This is a genomic window from Enterobacter sp. WCHEn090032 (assembly GCF_003986875.1).
In the GTDB taxonomy this organism is placed as follows: domain Bacteria; phylum Pseudomonadota; class Gammaproteobacteria; order Enterobacterales; family Enterobacteriaceae; genus Enterobacter; species Enterobacter sichuanensis.
Map to the genome: position 1 here is coordinate 1 of NZ_RXRN01000002.1, position 20,645 is coordinate 20,645.

13 protein-coding genes are annotated in these 20,645 nt (G+C 54.9%); 6 read left to right on the forward strand and 7 right to left on the reverse strand.

Annotated elements, in window-relative coordinates:
• Nucleotides 1–36 precede the first annotated feature (36 nt).
• The 5 genes from EKN83_RS01510 to EKN83_RS01530 form a co-directional block, all read right to left on the reverse strand.
• A complete protein-coding gene (locus EKN83_RS01510; RefSeq protein ID WP_126800208.1) occupies nt 37–1,680 on the reverse strand; it encodes a multidrug ABC transporter permease/ATP-binding protein in 1,644 nt (547 codons plus the stop codon).
• A 69-nt stretch (nt 1,681–1,749) separates the two neighbouring features.
• Nucleotides 1,750–2,406 carry a DNA oxidative demethylase AlkB gene (gene alkB / locus EKN83_RS01515; protein WP_025760348.1) on the reverse strand — a complete coding sequence of 219 codons (657 nt, stop codon included), beginning with the start codon at nt 2,404–2,406 and terminating at the stop codon, nt 1,750–1,752.
• Nucleotides 2,406–3,464, reverse strand: coding sequence for a bifunctional DNA-binding transcriptional regulator/O6-methylguanine-DNA methyltransferase Ada (ada, locus tag EKN83_RS01520; protein WP_126800209.1), 1,059 nt, complete (start codon nt 3,462–3,464; stop codon nt 2,406–2,408). The genes alkB and ada overlap by 1 nt, the downstream gene beginning before the upstream one ends.
• Before the next feature lie 72 nt (nt 3,465–3,536).
• On the reverse strand, nt 3,537–4,592 hold the full coding sequence (apbE, locus tag EKN83_RS01525; RefSeq protein ID WP_126800210.1) for an FAD:protein FMN transferase ApbE: 1,056 nt from the start codon (nt 4,590–4,592) through the stop codon (nt 3,537–3,539).
• Nucleotides 4,593–4,707: 115 nt separating this feature from the next.
• On the reverse strand, nt 4,708–5,823 hold the full coding sequence (locus EKN83_RS01530; RefSeq protein ID WP_045286069.1) for a porin OmpC: 1,116 nt from the start codon (nt 5,821–5,823) through the stop codon (nt 4,708–4,710).
• Between the two features lie 742 nt (nt 5,824–6,565).
• Between EKN83_RS01530 and rcsD the strand changes: the two genes are divergently transcribed.
• Nucleotides 6,566–9,238 (forward strand): phosphotransferase RcsD, encoded by a 2,673-nt coding sequence (gene rcsD, locus EKN83_RS01540; protein ID WP_095441343.1) that lies wholly within the window; start codon nt 6,566–6,568, stop codon nt 9,236–9,238.
• Nucleotides 9,239–9,254: 16 nt separating this feature from the next.
• Entirely contained in the window at nt 9,255–9,905 is a 651-nt protein-coding gene (gene rcsB, locus EKN83_RS01545; RefSeq protein WP_003859405.1) for a response regulator transcription factor RcsB, read from the forward strand.
• Between the two features lie 89 nt (nt 9,906–9,994).
• Here rcsB and rcsC read toward each other — a convergent pair whose 3' ends face one another.
• Entirely contained in the window at nt 9,995–12,841 is a 2,847-nt protein-coding gene (rcsC, locus tag EKN83_RS01550) for a two-component system sensor histidine kinase RcsC (RefSeq protein WP_126800212.1), read from the reverse strand.
• 135 nt (nt 12,842–12,976) lie between these two features.
• The gene (gene gyrA / locus EKN83_RS01555) at nt 12,977–15,613 is read right to left on the reverse strand and encodes a DNA topoisomerase (ATP-hydrolyzing) subunit A (RefSeq protein WP_095441342.1); all 2,637 of its coding nucleotides are present in this window, start codon (nt 15,611–15,613) and stop codon (nt 12,977–12,979) included.
• A 146-nt stretch (nt 15,614–15,759) separates the two neighbouring features.
• On the opposite strand from gyrA, the gene ubiG reads away from it, so the two are divergent.
• The 4 genes from ubiG to yfaE all read left to right on the forward strand — a co-directional run bounded on the left by ubiG (nt 15,760) and on the right by yfaE (nt 20,606).
• Nucleotides 15,760–16,488, forward strand: coding sequence for a bifunctional 2-polyprenyl-6-hydroxyphenol methylase/3-demethylubiquinol 3-O-methyltransferase UbiG (gene ubiG / locus EKN83_RS01560; protein WP_025757205.1), 729 nt, complete (start codon nt 15,760–15,762; stop codon nt 16,486–16,488).
• Nucleotides 16,489–16,835: 347 nt separating this feature from the next.
• Nucleotides 16,836–19,121: a class 1a ribonucleoside-diphosphate reductase subunit alpha gene (gene nrdA / locus EKN83_RS01565; RefSeq protein WP_025757204.1), complete on the forward strand. Its 2,286-nt coding sequence runs from the start codon at nt 16,836–16,838 to the stop codon at nt 19,119–19,121.
• 100 nt (nt 19,122–19,221) lie between these two features.
• Nucleotides 19,222–20,352: a class Ia ribonucleoside-diphosphate reductase subunit beta gene (gene nrdB / locus EKN83_RS01570; protein ID WP_045286072.1), complete on the forward strand. Its 1,131-nt coding sequence runs from the start codon at nt 19,222–19,224 to the stop codon at nt 20,350–20,352.
• Complete coding sequence (gene yfaE / locus EKN83_RS01575; RefSeq protein ID WP_025757202.1) at nt 20,352–20,606, forward strand: class I ribonucleotide reductase maintenance protein YfaE; 255 nt, start codon at nt 20,352–20,354, stop codon at nt 20,604–20,606. Before nrdB ends, yfaE begins: the two co-directional genes overlap by 1 nt.
• Nucleotides 20,607–20,645: the final 39 nt, after the last annotated feature.

Genomic DNA, 20,645 nt, shown 5'->3' on the forward strand with positions numbered 1-20,645 from the left:
CCCTCAGCCCTGTGGGAGAGGGTTAAGATGAGGGCATCAGGCCGTGCGCGCCACCGCATCACGCGATGCCGCATCGCGCGCTTCACCGGTCAGCTCGCTCAGCTTGCCCTCGCGCATCTCCAGCAAACGGTCAGCATGAATAAAGTAGTGATCGTCATGGCTGATGGCGAAAATCGTTTTGCCCATCTGCTGCATCAGCGGCAGCAGCACCTGGTAAAACTCGCGGCGGAAGTGCGGATCCTGATCCGCCGCCCACTCATCCAGCAGAATGATGTCACGCTCTTCCGCCAGCGCCAGCAGCAGCGCCACGCGTTTTTTCTGCCCTTTCGAGAGCCTGAGGTTGAGGATCTTGCCGTCCTGCAGCTCCAGCTTGTGCGACATCTGCAGCTGCGCCAGCCATTTCTCCACCAGCGCAGGATTGGCCTGTTGCCCTTCCGGTCCCAGCAGGTGGTCAAACAGCCAGACGTCGGTGAACACCGCCGAGAAAAGTTTGCGGTAATCCTCAGGTTTTTCTGCGCTCAGCGCCTTACCATCCAGCAAAATCTCACCCGACTGCGGCTGATAAAGCCCGGTGAGCAACATCGCGAGGGTCGATTTCCCACTGCCGTTACCGCCAATCAGGAACAGCAGCTCGCCGCGGTGAATCGTCAGATTGATCGGCCCCACGGAGAAAGCGTTGTCCTGATAGCGGAACGTGACGTTACGCAGCTCCAGCGTCTGCCAGTTCGGGAAGGCCTGCGGGCGCGGGAATTCAGGGTTAAACGGTGCGAGATCGAACTTTTTGAGCTTATTAAACGCCACCTGCGCGCTCAGCAGGGTCGGCAAAGCTCCGACGGCCGAAAGCAGCGGCGTGCGCAAGAACAGCAGCGTCAGCGAGTAGGTTGCCGCGATGTTCGTATCCGCCCAGCCCAGGCTGTTCGCCATCCAGAATACCAGGCCAATCGCCCCCAGCATCATAATGTTTGACCAGTTCACCGCGCTCAGGTGGAAGGTATCGGCACGAATAATATGGTGCCGGTATTCGCGGGCGTCCGGGATGTAGAGATTGTTAAAGATATGCTCGGCGCGCTCGCGGTTCAGGGTCAGCTCTTTGCGCCCTTCGAGTACCGTCTGGTAATCGTTGTAGAGCTTATCCTCGGTTTCGCGCAATACCGCCATGTGTTTGTAGACGCGTGACACCAGCACAAAACCGCCCCAGATGGTGATGGCAATCCACAGGGCGGTTACCGCCAGCATTTTGCTGGAGAGCCAGGCGAGATAAGCCGCAGAGCCGAAGGTCAGAATAATCCCCTGCACCAGCTCCGGCAGACGAACGAACGCAATGGTAATGGCGCGCACGTCGCTGGTTAACCCCGCCAGCAGAGACGCGCTGCCGAGCTGTTCAATGCGCTCTACGTGGGTGTCCAGAATCCGCTTGATAAACTCGCTGCGCAGACGAAAAACGAAATGGTGGCCGAGCGCGGTCAGCGCCAGCTGAGAGCCGAGCGTGACTGCCATCAACAGCATGAGCAGGGCAAGAAATTCCGGCAATACGGCGAGTGATGTGTCGACCATTTCAATCAAACGCACGTTGATAAACGCGATCAGGCCAATACCCAGTGCGGCGCTGGCGAGGCTTAGCGCCATGACGGCGATGAAGGGCCAGCGATACTGACGCCAGACAAGGAGAAGTAGTTGCATGCAGGCAATCCGGACAATAAAAATCAGCCAGCAGTGTAAACTGCCCGGCGTGTACATCAAGAATAATTCTTATTTTTGTTTACTAAAACCCGCCTGGCGGAACGTCAGGTTGTAACGGTACTCACCCGTCAGGGGGTGAACGCCGGGTTTCAGCGGCTGAATGCCGTGATAATACAACCGCGACTCCCTGCCCCACACCACCACATCGCCATGCTCCAGCATGATGCGTTTGAGCGGATCGTTGCGGCGTAACCCGCCAAACTGGAACACGGCGGGCAGACCTAACGATACCGAGACGATAGGCGCGCGCAGATCGGGTTCATCCTTGTCCTGATGCAGCGAAAGCTTTGCACCAACGGCGTAGCGGTTAATCAGGCAGGCATCAGGACGGAAGTCGGCATAATCCGCGGCGACGGCAGCATCGTGACATAGCGTCTGAAAAACCGCAGGCATGGGAGGCCACGGCTGGCCGGTTGCGGGGTCGTTCGGCGCATACAGATAGCCGCGTTCGTTGGTCGCCCACCCCAGTTCACCGCAGTTAGCCATCGCAACCGACATGGTGTAGCCGCCCGGCGTGACCATGTGACGAAACGGTGAAACCGCCGTGACCTCGTCAATACCCTCCAGCAGCGCCGCCGCACGGGAAAGTGCAAAGCGGCGCAGGATGACCGCCCCCGGCGCCAGCGGCTCCTGCCAGGGTTCAGCATCCGCAAAAAGATCGAGCATTATCCCTCCCGGCGTTTCGCCTCACGTTTCAGTAATAACGCTTTTCGCGCTGTCCCCCACCGATAACCTGACAGCGCGCCGTCGTTGCGAACAACACGATGACAGGGGATCACAATCGCCAGCGTGTTTGCCGCACAGGCACCGGCAACGGCGCGTACCGCGTTGGGCTGACCAATCGCCTGCGCCACCTGCTGGTAACTTGCCGTTTCACCGCAGGGGATAGTTCGCAGGGCTTGCCAGACCCGCTGCTGGAACGCCGTCCCGCGAATATCCAGCGGCAGCGCAAGCGGTACAGAACGGTTATCAATACTGGCAATTACCTGATGGATCCGTTGCACGAAGTCGTCGTCCAGCGGCGCGTGCTCTGCGTTTGGGAACACCGTCGCCAGCTCTTCGATTAATTGCGCATCGGTGTCAGCCAGCAGGATCGCGCAGATCCCCCGCTCACTTTCTGCCACCAGACAGCGTCCTAAAGCGCAATTATCGATGGCATAACGCACTGCCGCATCCCCTTTACGGTACTGCTTCGCCGTCATACCCAGCGCATCGTTGGCTTTACGATAATAGCTACTGCTGTCAGGAAACCCCGCCGCCAGCACGGCATCGGTAATTTTATCACCCTGCGCTAGCGCGGCGCGCAGGCGCTGACCTCGCGCCGCCTGCTGCCAGGCTTTCGGGGTCATACCGGTGACAGACTTAAACAGACGGTGGAAATGGTAAGGACTCATGGCAACCTGCTGCGCCAGCTTCTCCAGGGTTAACGCCGGATCCTGCTCCAGCAGACGGCAGGCGTGTTCCACTTTGGCCAGCTTCTGTGCCTGCGGATCGCGCTTGTCCGGCATGCAGCGCTTGCATGGCCGAAATCCTGCCTGAACGGCATGGTGAGCATCAGGGTAAAAGCGGACATTTTTACGCAGCGCGTGGCGGGCACGGCATGACGGACGGCAGAAGATACCCGTCGTCTGCACAGCGAAGACAAACTGATCGTCAGCGCGCGGATCGCGGGCCAGCACGGCCAGCCAGCGATCCTCATCGGTCATTAAGGTCAGGTTTCTCATGATCGGCTCCTTGTATAAGCATATATACAGCCTGCCTGAGCGCCACAGATTAAAAACCCGCAACCTTGCTTTTTAATTTTTTTCATTCACCAGGAAGCTGGCGAACTGCGGCGAATGCCAGGTTTTGAACCCGTCGGCCTCTTTAACGATCATATACACCGCCAGCCCTTCCTGACGCACTACCTCTTTGGCTTTCTCCGGACCGAGAACCATCAACCCGGTGTCCCAGGCATCCGCTTCCAGCGCGGTCGGTGCAATAACCGTCACCGACACCAGATTATGCGTAATGGGTCGCCCGGTCTGCGGGTCGATAACGTGCGAAATACGCTTCCCGTCAAGCTCGTAATAGTTACGGTAGCTCCCTGAGGTGCTGATGCCATGTCCGTTGATGTCCACCATCGCCTGCACGGCATTTTGTTGATCGGTCGGTTTTTGAATCGCTACGCGCCACGGTTTGCCGCTGGCGTTCATGCCCCGGCTGACTAACGCGCCGCCCACTGATACCAGATAGCGGGAGATGCCTTCCTGCGCCATCAGCGCAGCCAGATGATCCGCCGCATAACCTTCGCCTACTGTCGACAGATCGACAAACAGATCGGGAATATCTTTTTGCAGGTACTGTTGACCGTACTGATTGATCACCGTCAGATGCTGTAGCCCTGTCCGGGCGCGGGCGTCATCAATGGCCGCCTGATCGGGCGTGGTCGCCGGCTGCTTGTTGGGGCCAAATCCCCAGAGGTTCACCAGGGGCCCCACCGTCACGTCCATCGCCCCGTTAGTTTTGTAGCCCACGCGCATGGACTCGGTCACGATATCGGCCATCGCCTCGCTCACCGGCCACAGGGAGGTACTGCTTGAAAGGTTAAAGCGCATCAGCGCCGAGTCATTTTTGTAGGTCGACAGCAACTGATCGTCTGCATCCAGCTGTGACTGAATTTTGCTACGCAGTTCTTCGGCGCGTGCCTTATCAAGATTCATTACGCTGACGCGCCAGAAAGTGCCCATCGTTTTGCCTTCGAGCACCATCGCCGCGGGAGCGTCGGTGGTGGTCTCCGGCGTGGAAGCGTCACAAGCGGTCAGGAAAAAAAGGATTGCCAGGAAGCTGGCGCGTAAAAAAGTCATGTCCATTCATTATTATCCTCATGCCAGGGCGGCAAGAGTACACCAAAACGGGTGAATTGTGAGAGCCTAAAAAAAATACAAAAAAGGGGCCGTGAGGCCCCTGAGTCATACCGTGTAGCGATTAGAACTGGTAAACCAGACCCAGCGCGACGATATCGTCCGTGCTGATACCTGCCTGACGGGTGAACTCTTTGTCATCCAGCAGGTTGATTTTGTAGTCCACATAGGTAGACATGTTTTTGTTGAAGTAGTAAGTCGCGCCCACATCAACATATTTCAGCAGATCCTGGTCGCCGTAGCCTTCGATGTCCTTACCTTTAGACTGCAGGTAAGCCACGGATGGACGCAGACCAAAGTCGAACTGGTACTGAGCGACCACTTCGAAGTTCTGTGCTTTGTTAGCAAAGCCGTAAATGTCGCTGCTGCTCTGAGAGTTGCCGAAACGCGTTGCGTTATAGGTCTGGGAGTATTGCGCCGCCAGGTAAATGTTGTTGGCGTCGTATTTCAGGCCACCCGTATAGACTTCAGCACGATCGCCTTCGCCTTTCAGCGCCAGGTTACCCGTGTCGTTCTGGTCAGCGGTACGTTTGGAAGAAGACAATGCACCACCGATGCTGAAGCCTTCACCCAGGTTATAGGTCAGGGACGCACCGTAGCCGTCGCCGTTCTGTTTCAGGGTGCTACGACCGGTGTCGTTTTCACCGCTTACGCTGCCGTTTTTACCCTGATACTGCAGAGCAAAGTTCAGGCCATCCACCAGACCGAAGAAGTCCTGGTTACGGTAGGTTGCTACGCCGTTAGCACGGGACTGCAGGAAGTTATCTGCACCGTAAGTATCTCCACCAAATTCTGGCAGAACGTCGGTCCAGGAGGTCACGTCGTAGATCACGCCGTAGTTACGACCGTAATCGAAAGAACCCGCTTCAGCGAACTTCAGACCCGCGAACGCCACACGCGTCCAGGCCTGGTTGTCGCTTTCAGAGGTGTTGCCCTGGATCTGGTATTCCCACTGGCCGTAACCGGTCAGTTGATCGTTAACCTGGGTTTCGCCTTTGAAACCAAGACGCATGTAGGTCTGGTCGCCATCAACGCTGTCGTCATCGGAGAAATAGTGCAGACCATCCACTTTACCGTACAGATCTAATTTGTTGCCGTCTTTGTTATAAATTTCAGCCGCATTTGCTGCGCCTGCCACCAGCAGAGCTGGTACCAGGAGGGACAGTACTTTAACTTTCATTTTATTAACCCTCTGTTATATGCCTTATAATTGCCACTGCTTACTGGTTAACCCTCATTAACCAGTCGGCAATTTCATTCTCCGCAAAATTACAGAATAATCCAATGCGAATATGATACGAAAACTTTGAAGATGTTTCATTTATCTATCAACATGTTTCAAAATGTAAACAGGAAGGAACTTTTACAAAGCACAAATAGCTTATAAATTTAGCACTTATAATCAAACGAGAAAATCACACCATTAATATCAACAAGTTACAATAAAATACGTTACCGCACTGAATGACAAAACAAGATCGCGCCTAATCTCTAAAATATCTCTCGCTATCATCATTAACTTTATTTATTACCGTCATTCAGTTTTGAATGTCTGTTTATCCCTAATTCAACCGGATGCTTCGCATTCGGTTTTTTTTTACCTTTCTTTACGTAACCTGTCTTTTTTTGTGCTACCGCCGCGTAATTGTAACGACTATTAACTAAACGTCCGCCGGATCGCTGTAGAAAGCTCGTAATTCTCGAAAAACTTAATTTCTTGTTAATTCGTGCTATTTGCCGACTGGTGATGCGCCATATTTGTACGACTCTGGCGACTTTGTACATGTCTGGAGCCCGCCTGGCGACGATATTGTCCGTTGAAAAAGTCGCCTGTTCCAGGACAGTGGCGCTGGAAATTCAGTTATTACCCTTTATACTGCCCTATCGCCACAGAGCACGACCATAACGGGTTAAAGATATCAATGAGTCAGACTGAAACTACCGCCCCGAGCAAATTCTCCCTCCTTCCCGGGAGCATCACCCGTTTCTTTCTTCTTTTGATCGTTGTGCTGTTAGTCACAATGGGCGTTATGGTCCAGAGTGCGGTGAACGCCTGGCTGAAGGATAAGAGCTATCAGGTCGTTGATATCACCCACGCCGTACACAAGCGCATTGATACCTGGCGCTACGCCACCTGGCAGATTTACGACAACATCGCGGCAGCACCGGCCTCGTCATCCGGCGACGGACTTCAGGAGACGCGGCTTAAGCAGGATGTCTATTATCTTGAGAAACCGCAGCGTAAGACCGAAGCGCTTATTTTTGGATCTCACGACAGCGCCACACTTGAGATGACGCAGCGAATTTCAACCTATCTGGATACCCTCTGGGGTGCCGAGACGGTGCCGTGGTCGATGTACTACCTGAACGGTCAGGACAACAGCATGATCCTGATTTCGACCCTGCCGTTAAAAGATCTCTCGTCCGGGTTTAAAGAGACAACCGTGGGCAGCATTGTTGATTCCCGCCGCGCTGAGATGCTGCAGCAGGCGAACGCCCTCGATGAACGGGAGAGCTTCTCGTCCCTGCGTCGGCTGGCCTGGCAAAATGGTCATTATTTTACCCTGCGTACCACCTTTAACCAGCCGGGGCATCTGGCAACGGTCGTGGCCTTCGATTTACCGATTAATGATTTAATCCCGCCGGACATGCCGCTCGACAGCTTCCGTCTGGAGCCAGACAACAGTACCCAGAATATGCGTTCGGCACCTGATAAAGAGGCCGCAGAGAGCGTATCGATCTCCTTTAATGGCTCGAAAATCGAGATTGCCTCGTCGCTGAACTCGACCGGCATGCGTCTGGTGTGGCAGGTGCCGTTTGGCACCCTGCTGCTTGATACCCTGCAAAATATCCTCTTGCCTCTGCTGCTGAATATTGGCCTGCTGGCGCTGGCCCTGTTTGGCTACAGCACGTTTCGTTTCCAGCCGGGGCGCCAGAGCGACGCTTCTGCGGTTCCGGCCGGAACCAGCAATGAGCTGCGCGTACTCCGGGCGCTGAATGAAGAGATTATTTCCGTACTGCCGCTTGGGGTGCTCGTTCACGATCAGGAGGCGAACCGTACGGTGATGAGCAATAAAATTGCTGACCATCTGCTGCCGCATCTTAACCTGCAGAACATCACCACCATGGCGGATCAGCATCAGGGCGTCATTCAGGCCACCATAAATAATGAACTGTACGAGATCCGTCAGTTCCGCAGCCAGGTCGCCTCCCGCACGCAGATCTTCATCATCCGCGATCAGGACAGGGAAGTGCTGGTGAATAAAAAGCTCAAGCAGGCGCAAAGGCTGTATGAGAAAAACCAGCAGGGACGTGCCGCCTTTATGCAAAATATCGGCGATGCCTTCAAGCAGCCGTTAAGGGCGCTGGCAAGCCAGGCGGCGGCGTTGAATACCTCTGAAAGTCATCAGCTTGCCTGCCAGGCCGACTCGCTGGTGCGTATGGTCGATGAGATCCAGCTGGCGAACATGCTGGAGAATGATTTCTGGAAGGGAACGCCAACCCTCTTCTCCATCCAGGATCTGATCGATGAAGTGGTTCCGGAAGTTCTTCCCGTGATTAAGCGTAAAGGGCTGCAGCTGCTGATCAATAACCATTTGTCCGCGAATGACGAACGCCATGGCGATCGAGAAGCGCTGCGTCGCATTCTGTTGATGATAATTCAGTATGCCGTCACCACCACGCAGATCGGCAAGATCACCCTGGAAGTGAATACGGACGAGTCGGCTGAGGATCGCCTGACGTTCCGCATTCTGGACACCGGGGAAGGTGTCACGACAAGTGAAATTGATAATCTCCACTTCCCGTTCCTGAATGACACACAAAGCGATCGTTACGGCAAAGCCAATGCCCTGACCTTCTGGCTGTGCGACCAGCTGGCACGTAAGCTTGGCGGCCACCTGAATATTAAAGCCCGCGAATCCCTCGGCACCCGTTATTCTCTGCACGTGAAAATGGCCGCCAATCCGCAGGAAGAAGACGAAGAACGTCTGCTGGATGATGTCGTGGTGATGGTTGATGTGACCTCAAATGAGATCCGCAATATAGTGGTTCGTCAGCTGGAAAACTGGGGTGCGGCCTGCATCACGCCGGATGAAAGACTTGCAAGTCAAGAATTTGATCTGTTTTTAACGGATAATCCGTCTAATCTTACTGCCTCAGGCTTGCTTTTAAGCGATGATGAGTCAGGCGTGCGAAAAATCGGCCCAGGCCAGTTGCGCGTCAACTTTAATATAAGCAATGCGATGCAGGAAGCTGTACTACAACTAATAGAAGAGCAACTGGCGCAGGAAGAGATAGCGGAATCACCGTTAGGCGGCAATGAAAATGCCGAGCTTCACGCCAGCGGATACTATTCACTCTTTGTTGATACAGTACCAGATGATGTTAAGCGGTTGTATACTGAGTCCGCTGCGAATGATTTTGCAGCGCTGGCACAGACAGCACACCGGCTTAAAGGGGTGTTTGCCATGCTTAATCTGGTTCCCGGCAAGCAGTTATGTGAAACGCTGGAACATCTAATTCGTGAGAAAGATGCCTCTGGCATTGAAAAATACATCAGCGACATTGACGCCTACGTCAAAAGCTTGCTGTAGCAAGGTAGCCTAATACATGAACAATATGAACGTAATTATTGCCGATGACCATCCGATTGTACTGTTCGGTATTCGCAAATCACTTGAACAGATCGAGTGGGTGAATGTAGTCGGTGAATTTGAAGACTCTACAGCACTGATCAATAACCTCCCAAAGCTTGATGCACACGTGCTCATTACCGATCTCTCCATGCCTGGGGACAAGTACGGTGATGGGATCACGCTCATCAAATATATTAAGCGTCACTTCCCGGACATCTCGATCATTGTTCTGACCATGAACAACAACCCGGCGATCCTGAGCGCCGTGCTGGATCTGGATATCGAAGGGATTGTGCTGAAACAAGGCGCACCGACCGATCTGCCAAAAGCGCTCGCCGCGCTGCAGAAAGGCAAGAAGTTCACCCCTGAGAGCGTCTCTCGTCTGCTGGAAAAAATCAGCGCGGGTGGCTACGGTGACAAACGTCTGTCGCCAAAAGAGAGCGAAGTTCTGCGCCTGTTTGCAGAAGGTTTCCTGGTGACCGAGATCGCCAAGAAACTGAACCGCAGTATTAAAACCATCAGCAGCCAGAAGAAATCAGCAATGATGAAGCTGGGCGTGGACAACGATATTGCTCTGCTGAACTATCTCTCCTCCGTTACGCTGAGCGCAACGGATAAGGATTGATCCCAAACGGGTGTGCGGCCTGATGCCCTCACCCCACCCTCTCCCACGGGGAGAGGGGGAAAAACGTAAAAGGCCCTTACGGGCCTTTTTTATATTCTGGTTTTTCTCACCCGATCTGCGTAAATCGACAATGTCTGCTTCAGCACGTCCAGCGTCACCGGCTTCGACAGACAGCTGTCCATGCCTGACTCCAGACAACGCTGTTTCTCTTCCGCCAGCGCGTTCGCCGTGACGCCTACAACCGGCAGCGTCAGGCCAAGCTGTCGGATGCGCTGCGTCAGGCGGTAACCATCCATGTTAGGCATGTTGACGTCGCTAAGGACGATATCAATATGATTTTTACTCAGCACATTTAGCGCATCCACGCCATCATTCGCGGTTTTACACTGGTAGCCAAGCGATCCGAGCTGATCAGCCAGCAGGCGGCGGTTAATCGGATGGTCATCCACCACCAGAATCATCATATCGTCATTCACTGACGCCAGCGCCTCCGGTGAGGGCAACCCGCCCGCGCTGTCGCTCTCTTCCAGCTGTACCTTGTAGATGCGCGCCAGCAGGCTCAACAGCTCATGCGGCGTTGCGACACTGTGTACCCACTCCCCAGGTGCACGTTCAACCGGGATACCAATGTGGCGACGACAGAACATCACCACGCCTCTTCCCTGCCATGGCTGTTCCAGCATCTCGTCGGTAATCAGCACATCGTCGACGTCCGGCGTCTGGCCTTCATATCCCGAGACCCGCACGCCGCTGTGGGTCAGCAGTGCCGTCAGATAATCATTCAGCGAGGCATTGTGCACCGCCAGCCAGCAGCGCTTATCGCTTAGCCCGTCTAGCGTCGCTTTCGCCGGATACTGCGCCGAATAGAGTGGAATACGGATGGTGAACTGGCTGCCCATGCCGGGCTCGGTATCCACCGAGATATCGCCGTCCATCATGCTGACGAGTTTCTCACAAATCGCCAGCCCCAGTCCGGTGCCCTGGAAGTTACGCTGCACGCCGGTCCCCACCTGGAAGAACGGGTCAAACAGACGAACCACTTCTTTCGCCGGGATGCCCACCCCCGTATCGCGCACGCGGATGCTCAGGTAATCCCCCGCCCGGCGGACGTGCAACACAATGCAGCCGATATCGGTGAATTTAATGGCGTTGCTGAGCAGGTTAGAGATAACCTGCTGCAGACGCATCGGATCGCCGTGCAGCGTCAGCGGCACATCCGGTTCGATAAAGCAGTAAAGCCCCAGCTGTTTACGCACCACCAGCGGCAGATAGTTAGCGCTGATATGGTTCATCACCTCGCGCGGTGAGAACTCCCGCGGTTCGATTTTTAGCTGCTCAGATTCAATTTTAGAGAAGTCGAGAATATCGCTAATGATTTTCAGCAGCAGACTGGAAGAGTTGTTCATCGCCGTCACCAGCCTGTCGACCCCTTTCGGCAGCTCTTTCGTCTGCAGCAGATCGAGGTTACCGATAATCCCGTACAGCGGCGTGCGCAGCTCGTGGCTGACCGTCGCAAGGAACATCGATTTCGACTGGCTGGCCTGCTCTGCGGCCTGGGCCATCTCCTGCAACGACTCTTCCATCTTCACGCGCGCAGAGACATCCACCAGCACGCAAATCGCCACGTTTTCATTGCGATAGCGGGAATGGACAAAGCTGATCTGCAGGTTGGTATGGGTACTGGTGAGCACGTCGACAAAGTTAACCTGCTGACCGCAGATAATCTGCGTCAACCGCTGCCGGTCCTCATGCGTCAGCATGTTCAGGTAGTTATGTGCCAGCTCGTTACTCAGAATATTTGTCCCATCCTGGGTACGCAGAATGCAGATCCCCACCGGGGCAGAGGCGACAATCTTACGGTTAAACTGCTCATGCTCCTCCAGTCGCTGGGCGTCGCTTTCGGCGGGAATAAAGATCTTTCGCTCATACATGCGTGCCAGGGTAAACAGCGCGCCGCCCGCCAGCAGGTTCAGCAGAATGGCATTCATGATAAGAATGCGTATCCGCTCGAGCACCATGTCCACCGGCAGCGAATAGACAATACTCAGCGAAGAAGGCGGCAGACTTTTCTTCAGCACCAGCTCGCGGAAGCCTGAGGTATAACCAAACCATGACCGCTCCTGCATCCATTGCGGTTCAACGTTTAAACGGTTATCGGGTCCGGCAAGGGAGATCAGCTGATGACCGTTTTCATCCAGAATGGTCACCCCCATGGGCAGGCTGCCTGGGGTAAAGAAGTTTTCCATGCGAATGGTCTGCTCAATCCCCAGCAGTGCCTGCAGGCGATTGCCGAGATAGACCGGGGTCAGGGCGTAGAAATACCCCACGCCCGTACGCGGGCCCTGGCTAACCCAGAAGATGTTATTCCCGCGCTCGTCCTGCGGCGCATTGCGATATTTCACGATACGTTCATGCAGGCTTTTCAGCGCATCATCACGCTCAACGGGCACATCGCGCAGGCCAAAATCCGCCATGCAGAGATTTTCACTGCCAATCAGGAATACGCGGTTCAGGTCATAGGCGGCGGAGAAATTATCACGCCAGTAACGCATGAACCAGGCAAGTGATTCCAGCGATCCGCGCCAGGTGTTGCTCAGCGTGGAACAATCGGAATCCGGGAACAGGGGCTGGAAGTCCGGAACTTCGGTTTTATCACTCCGGCCGCGAAGCGCCAGAATGCCGTTTTCCGCCGTGAGGCGATTTTCGGCAATATACTTCAGCTCCTTCATCACATCAGACGTTCGCTGAATGTAGCGCTGGGCCTGGTCGGAGCTTAAATTAAACTCCTGGCGGATCTCCGCTTCTTTCTGGTGCAGCGCGTTAACGATGTAAAACACCGAGAACAGGGCCACCAGCAGCCAAAGCAGGAGCGCCAGCGCCCGAAACAGATAGCGAGAAACTTTCAGCGTAGTACGAAAGGAGACGAGGTATTTCAAAGGGGCGAGGCTCCGCCGTCGGGGTCAAAAGAATGTGGTTAAGGTAGCGGTAAACGCGCCAGGTCGCAACGTTGACTTCTCTGCTTGTGCAAAAGAAAAGGGCCGGAATCCGGCCCTTTTTTGCATCAGGAGACATTACTCGTCAGCGTCGTCCGCTGCATCATCATCGGTGTCGGCTTCCGGCGCGATATCATCATCACCTTCCGCGACGCTACCGTCGATGGAGTCGAGCTCTTCGTCATCCACTGGCTCAGCAACGCGCTGCAGACCTACCACGTTTTCATCTTCCGCAGTACGGATGAGGATCACACCCTGGGTGTTACGACCCACGACGCTGATCTCAGAAACGCGAGTACGCACCAGCGTACCGGCATCGGTGATCATCATGATCTGATCCGCGTCGTCTACCTGTACCGCGCCAACAACGGAACCGTTGCGCTCGGTCACCTTGATAGAGATAACGCCCTGCGTGCCGCGAGACTTGGTTGGGTATTCCCCTTCCGCCGTACGTTTACCGTAACCATTCTGCGTGACGGTCAGGATGGCTCCTTCACCGCGCGGAATGATCAGCGAAACGACGCTGTCTTCGCCCGCCAGTTTGATACCGCGAACGCCCGTCGCGGTACGGCCCATTGCGCGAACGGCGTCTTCTTTGAAGCGCACCACTTTACCGGCAGCAGAGAAGAGCATGACTTCATCGGAGCCCGAGGTCAGATCGACGCCAATCAGCTCGTCGCCTTCGTTCAGGTTCACCGCGATGATACCGGCAGAGCGTGGACGGCTGAATTCGGTCAGCGCGGTTTTCTTCACGGTACCGCTGGCGGTCGCCATAAAGACGTTCACGCCCTCTTCGTACTCGCGTACCGGCAGAATGGCGGTGATACGTTCGTTCGCTTCCAGCGGCAGCAGGTTAACGATTGGACGACCACGTGCGCCACGGCTCGCTTCCGGCAGCTGATAGACTTTCATCCAGTACAGACGACCCCGGCTGGAGAAGCAGAGGATCGTGTCATGGGTGTTCGCCACCAGCAGACGGTCAATAAAGTCTTCTTCTTTAATACGTGCCGCAGACTTGCCCTTGCCGCCACGACGCTGTGCTTCGTAGTCGGTCAACGGCTGGTACTTCACGTAGCCCTGGTGAGACAGGGTCACAACAACGTCTTCCTGGTTGATCAGGTCTTCGATGTTGATGTCCGCGCTGTTGGCGGTGATTTCGGTGCGACGCTCATCGCCGAACTGATCGCGGACCAGCTCCAGCTCTTCACGGATCACTTCCATCAGGCGCTCTGCGCTGCCCAGGATGTGCAGCAGCTCGGCAATTTGCTCAAGCAGCTCTTTATATTCGTCGAGCAGTTTTTCATGCTCAAGGCCGGTCAGTTTCTGCAGACGCAGATCCAGAATCGCCTGGGCCTGCTGTTCAGTCAGGTAGTATTGACCGTCACGCACGCCAAACTCAGGCTCCAGCCACTCAGGACGCGCCGCGTCATCACCCGCACGCTCCAGCATCGCCGCAACGTTGCCCAGATCCCACGGACGGGAAATCAGCGCGGTTTTCGCTTCCGCCGGGGTTGGCGCGCGACGGATCAGCTCGATGATCGGGTCGATGTTGGCCAGCGCAACCGCCAGCGCTTCAAGGATATGGGCACGGTCACGCGCTTTGCGCAGTTCAAAGATGGTACGGCGGGTCACCACTTCACGGCGGTGACGCACGAACGCGCTCAGGATCTCTTTCAGGTTCATGATCTTCGGCTGACCATGGTGCAGTGCAACCATGTTGATACCGAAGGAGACCTGAAGCTGAGTCTGGGAGTACAGATTGTTCAGCACAACCTCACCCACCGCGTCGCGTTTAATCTCAATCACGATGCGCATCCCGTCTTTATCAGACTCGTCACGCAGCGCGCTGATGCCTTCAACGCGTTTTTCTTTTACCAGCTCGGCGATTTTCTCAATCAGACGCGCTTTGTTCACCTGATACGGGATCTCGTGAACAATGATGGTTTCGCGGCCGGTTTTGGCGTCCGCTTCCACTTCAGCGCGGGCACGGATGTAGATCTTGCCGCGACCGGTACGGTACGCTTCTTCAATACCGCGACGACCGTTGATGATCGCCGCCGTCGGGAAGTCCGGGCCCGGGATGTGTTCCATCAGCCCTTCAATGCTGATGTCTTCATCGTCGATATAGGCCAGGCAGCCGTTGATCACTTCCGTGATGTTGTGCGGCGGAATGTTGGTTGCCATACCTACGGCGATACCGGACGAACCGTTGACCAGCAGGTTAGGGATTTTCGTTGGCATAACGTCAGGAATTTTTTCCGTGCCGTCGTAGTTATCAACGAAATCAACCGTCTCTTTTTCCAGGTCGGCCATCAGCTCATGGGCAATCTTCGCCAGACGGATTTCCGTATAACGCATTGCCGCGGCGGAGTCGCCGTCGATAGAACCAAAGTTACCCTGACCATCTACCAGCATGTAACGCAGCGAGAATGGCTGCGCCATACGGACGATAGTGTCGTACACCGCGGAATCACCATGGGGATGGTATTTACCGATTACGTCACCAACGACACGGGCAGATTTTTTGTAGGCTTTATTCCAGTCATTGCCCAATACGTTCATGGCGTATAGTACGCGACGGTGTACCGGCTTCAGGCCATCGCGGACGTCCGGCAGCGCACGGCCAACAATGACCGACATCGCATAGTCCAGATAGGAGCTCTTCAGCTCTTCCTCGATGTTAACCGGTGTAATTTCTCTCGCAAGGTCGCTCATCTAACCGCTATCCCTCTACTGTATCCCGGATTCAAAGGTCGCAAATTATAACACAGCCGAGGTGATACAGGTAAACCTATACGCTTTATTCACGGGGATTGCCTGATATACTCATTCGTCTTGCTAAATAAGGAGTAAAAGCGCCCATGAATGCCGAAAAATCCCCGGTGGCTCACAACGTTGACCACGAAGAGATTGCCAAATTTGAAGCGGTGGCCTCCCGCTGGTGGGATCTCGAAGGTGAGTTCAAACCGCTGCATCGCATTAATCCGCTGCGTCTGGGCTATATCGCGGAGCGTTCCGGCGGTCTGTTCGGTAAGAAAGTGCTCGATGTCGGCTGCGGCGGCGGTATCCTGGCTGAAAGCATGGCGCGCGAAGGGGCGAACGTCACGGGTCTGGATATGGGCTTCGAGCCGTTGCAGGTTGCCCGTCTCCATGCCCTGGAGTCGGGTATTCAGGTTGAATATGTGCAGGAAACCGTCGAAGAACACGCGGCGAAACATGCTCATCAGTACGATGTGGTGACCTGTATGGAGATGCTGGAGCACGTTCCCGATCCGCAATCCGTGGTGCACGCCTGTGCAAAACTGGTGAAACCGGGCGGCCAGGTCTTCTTCTCGACCATCAACCGTAATGGTAAAGCCTGGCTGATGGCCGTCGTCGGTGCGGAGTATGTGCTGCGCATGGTGCCGAAAGGGACGCACGACGCGAAGAAATTCATCAAGCCTGCGGAGCTGTTAAGCTGGGTTGACCAGACGTGGCTCAAAGAGCAGCACATTACCGGCCTGCACTACAATCCGCTGACCAATAAATTCAAACTCGCACCGGGCGTTGATGTTAACTATATGTTGCATACAACCGCCAAAAACGACTAACGTCATTCGTTATTCTTATAAAGATTGCGCGACATCATGTTGCGCAATTCTGACCACCCGTCGAAGAAATCAGCACTCGATCAAATTTTGAATTTTTTTTCTTAATTATTGACATCTCTTCCAGGCCTTACAGCATGAGGACTTAGCCTTTTTTACCCTTTCACAACCTCAATTTAACGTCAAAATCAACCCTTGTGCTGAAAAGAATCCTTACTAGAATACTCACCATATAGCGTTTTTCTTATCGCAAACCCCCTATATGTAGTATTTATCCACAGAGTTAGTCACAAGACGGTTCTGTGGATAAGCGGGGGATATTTTTTATTTCACGGACAGGTAAACCCCACATGAATCAGAGTCTGCTGGTGACAAAGCGCGACGGTACTACCGAGCGTATCAATCTGGACAAAATCCATCGAGTTCTCGACTGGGCAGCAGAAGGACTGAACAACGTATCTATCTCCCAGGTTGAACTGCGTTCTCACATCCAGTTCTACGACGGCATCAAAACGTCTGATATCCACGAAACCATCATCAAAGCGGCGGCAGACCTGATCTCCCGTGAAGCACCGGATTATCAGTACCTTGCGGCACGTCTGGCCATTTTCCACCTGCGTAAAAAAGCCTACGGCCAGTTTGAGCCGCCGAAGCTGTACGACCACGTGGTGAAAATGGTTGAGCTGGGCAAATACGACACGCATCTGCTGGAAGACTATACGGAAGAAGAGTTCGAGCAGATGAACGGGTTTATCGATCACTGGCGCGATATGAACTTCTCCTATGCGGCAGTGAAGCAGCTCGAAGGCAAATACCTGGTTCAGAACCGTGTCACCGGTGAGATCTACGAAAGCGCCCAGTTCCTCTATATTCTGGTGGCCGCCTGCCTGTTCTCCAACTATCCGCGTGAAACCCGTCTGGACTACGTGAAGCGTTTCTACGATGCGGTTTCTACGTTCAAGATTTCTCTGCCTACGCCAATCATGTCTGGCGTGCGTACTCCAACCCGTCAGTTCAGCTCCTGCGTACTGATCGAGTGCGGTGACAGCCTGGATTCCATCAACGCCACCTCCAGCGCCATTGTGAAATACGTTTCCCAGCGTGCCGGTATCGGTATCAACGCCGGTCGCATTCGTGCGCTGGGCAGCCCAATTCGCGGCGGTGAAGCGTTCCACACCGGCTGTATCCCGTTCTACAAACACTTCCAGACGGCCGTGAAATCCTGCTCTCAGGGCGGCGTGCGTGGTGGTGCAGCGACCCTGTTCTACCCAATGTGGCACCTGGAAGTGGAAAGCCTGCTGGTCCTGAAAAACAACCGCGGCGTGGAAGGCAACCGCGTGCGTCACATGGACTACGGCGTACAGATCAACAAGCTGATGTATACCCGTCTGCTGAAAGGCGAAGATATCACCCTGTTCAGCCCGTCTGACGTCCCGGGCCTGTATGACGCGTTCTTCGCCGATCAGGACGAGTTCGAGCGTCTGTATACCAAATACGAAAAAGACGACAGCATCCGTAAACAGCGCGTGAAAGCGGTCGACCTGTTCTCCCTGATGATGCAGGAACGTGCCTCTACCGGTCGTATCTACATCCAGAACGTTGACCACTGCAACACCCACAGCCCGTTTGACCCGGTTGTTGCGCCAGTGCGCCAGTCTAACCTGTGCCTGGAGATCGCCCTGCCGACCAAACCGCTGGAAGACGTGAACGACGAAAACGGTGAAATTGCGCTGTGTACGCTGTCCGCGTTCAACCTGGGTGCGATTAAGAGCCTGGACGAGCTGGAAGAGCTGGCAGTGCTGGCCGTCCGCGCCCTCGACGCCCTGCTGGACTACCAGGATTATCCAATCCCGGCAGCCAAACGCGGTGCGATGGGCCGTCGTACCCTGGGTATCGGCGTGATCAACTTCGCCTACTGGCTGGCGAAAAACGGCAAGCGTTACTCTGACGGCAGCGCCAACAACCTGACCCACCAGACGTTTGAAGCCATTCAGTACTATCTGATGAAAGCCTCTAACGAGCTGGCGAAAGAGCAAGGCGCGTGCCCGTGGTTCAACGAAACCACCTATGCGAAAGGCATTCTGCCTATCGACACCTACAAGAAAGACCTGGATGCGATTGTCAGCGAGCCGCTGCATCTCGACTGGGAAGGCCTGCGCGAGTCCATCAAGACCTACGGTCTGCGTAACTCCACGCTCTCTGCCCTGATGCCGTCCGAGACCTCTTCGCAGATCTCCAACGCCACCAACGGTATTGAGCCACCGCGCGGCCACGTCAGCATCAAAGCCTCGAAAGACGGCGTGCTGCGTCAGGTGGTGCCGGATTACGAGACGCTGGGTGACAACTACGAGCTGCTGTGGGAAATGCCTAACAACGACGGCTACCTGCAGCTGGTGGGTATCATGCAGAAATTTATCGACCAGTCGATCTCTGCCAATACCAACTACGACCCGACGCGCTTCCCGTCTGGTAAGGTTCCGATGCAGCAGCTGCTGAAAGACCTGCTGACCGCCTACAAATTTGGCGTGAAAACCCTGTACTATCACAACACCCGTGATGGTGCGGAAGACGCGCAGGACGACCTGGTTCCGTCAATTCAGGACGATGGCTGCGAAAGCGGCGCATGTAAGATCTAAGCACTTTGCCGGGTGGCGCTACGCTTACCCGGCCTACGATTTTGGAGGCCCGGCAAACGCAGTGCCGCCGGGCAATAAAATCTCAACAGGACTCACCGCAATGGCATATACCACCTTTTCACAGACGAAAAACGACCAGCTCAAAGAGCCGATGTTCTTCGGCCAGCCGGTCAACGTGGCACGCTACGATCAGCAAAAATATGACATCTTTGAAAAGCTGATTGAAAAGCAACTCTCCTTCTTCTGGCGTCCGGAAGAAGTGGACGTTTCCCGCGACCGTATTGACTACCAGTCGTTGCCGGATCACGAAAAACATATCTTCATCAGCAACCTGAAATACCAGACGCTGCTGGACTCCATTCAGGGACGTAGCCCGAACGTGGCGCTGCTGCCGCTGATCTCCATTCCTGAGCTGGAAACCTGGGTAGAAACCTGGGCGTTCTCCGAGACGATCCACTCCCGCTCTTACACCCATATCATCCGCAACATCGTCAACGATCCGGCGGTGGTATTTGACGATATCGTCACCAATGAGCAGATCCAGAAGCGCGCGGAAGGCATTGCCCATTACTACGACGAGCTGATTGAGATGACCAGCTACTGGCATCTGCTGGGCGAAGGCACTCACCATGTGAACGGTAAAACCATCACCGTGAACCTGCGTGCGCTGAAAAAGCAGCTGTATCTGTGTCTGATGAGCGTCAACGCGCTGGAAGCGATCCGCTTCTACGTGAGCTTTGCCTGCTCCTTCGCCTTTGCCGAGCGCAAGCTGATGGAAGGTAACGCCAAAATCATCCGTCTGATCGCCCGTGACGAAGCCCTGCACCTGACCGGTACCCAGCACATGCTGAATCTGCTGCGCAGCGGTTCGGACGACCCGGAGATGGCGCAAATTGCCGAAGAGTGCAAACAGGAGTGCTACGACCTGTTCGTGCTGGCGGCCCAGCAGGAGAAAGAGTGGGCAGACTACCTGTTCCGCGACGGCTCCATGATTGGCCTGAACAAAGATATTCTGTGCCAGTACGTTGAGTACATTACCAACATCCGTATGCAGGCAGTTGGTCTCGACCTGCCGTTCCAGACGCGCTCTAACCCTATTCCGTGGATCAACACCTGGCTGGTGTCCGATAACGTGCAGGTGGCGCCACAGGAAGTGGAAGTCAGTTCTTACCTGGTCGGTCAGATTGATTCTGAAGTGAACACTGACGACCTGAGCGACTTCCAGCTCTGATGACACGCGTCACGCTGAGCCTTTCGGGCACCGAAGTGCTGTGCCAGGAAGAGCACCCTTCCCTGCTGGTGGCGCTTGAAGCGCATCAGGTGGAGGTGGAGTACCAGTGTCGTGAAGGTTATTGCGGCTCCTGCCGCTGCCGCCTGGTCGCAGGCCAGGTGGACTGGCTGACCGAACCGCTGGCCTTTATCAACGAAGGGGAAATTTTGCCCTGCTGCTGCCGGGCAAAAGGCGATATAGAAATCGAGATGTGATTGTGTCGGGTGACGCTTCGCTTACCCGACCTACAAAAC

Excerpts from the sequence above, each read along its gene's own strand:
- nrdB (WP_045286072.1), top strand. The coding sequence starts at position 19,222 with ATGGCATATACCACCTTTTCACAGACGAAAAACGACCAGCTCAAAGAG.
- gyrA (WP_095441342.1), bottom strand. The coding sequence starts at position 15,613 with ATGAGCGACCTTGCGAGAGAAATTACACCGGTTAACATCGAGGAAGAG.
- nrdA (WP_025757204.1), top strand. The coding sequence starts at position 16,836 with ATGAATCAGAGTCTGCTGGTGACAAAGCGCGACGGTACTACCGAGCGT.
- ubiG (WP_025757205.1), top strand. The coding sequence starts at position 15,760 with ATGAATGCCGAAAAATCCCCGGTGGCTCACAACGTTGACCACGAAGAG.
- EKN83_RS01510 (WP_126800208.1), bottom strand. The coding sequence starts at position 1,680 with ATGCAACTACTTCTCCTTGTCTGGCGTCAGTATCGCTGGCCCTTCATC.
- ada (WP_126800209.1), bottom strand. The coding sequence starts at position 3,464 with ATGAGAAACCTGACCTTAATGACCGATGAGGATCGCTGGCTGGCCGTG.
- apbE (WP_126800210.1), bottom strand. The coding sequence starts at position 4,592 with ATGGACATGACTTTTTTACGCGCCAGCTTCCTGGCAATCCTTTTTTTC.
- rcsB (WP_003859405.1), top strand. The coding sequence starts at position 9,255 with ATGAACAATATGAACGTAATTATTGCCGATGACCATCCGATTGTACTG.
- rcsD (WP_095441343.1), top strand. The coding sequence starts at position 6,566 with ATGAGTCAGACTGAAACTACCGCCCCGAGCAAATTCTCCCTCCTTCCC.
- alkB (WP_025760348.1), bottom strand. The coding sequence starts at position 2,406 with ATGCTCGATCTTTTTGCGGATGCTGAACCCTGGCAGGAGCCGCTGGCG.
- EKN83_RS01530 (WP_045286069.1), bottom strand. The coding sequence starts at position 5,823 with ATGAAAGTTAAAGTACTGTCCCTCCTGGTACCAGCTCTGCTGGTGGCA.
- yfaE (WP_025757202.1), top strand. The coding sequence starts at position 20,352 with ATGACACGCGTCACGCTGAGCCTTTCGGGCACCGAAGTGCTGTGCCAG.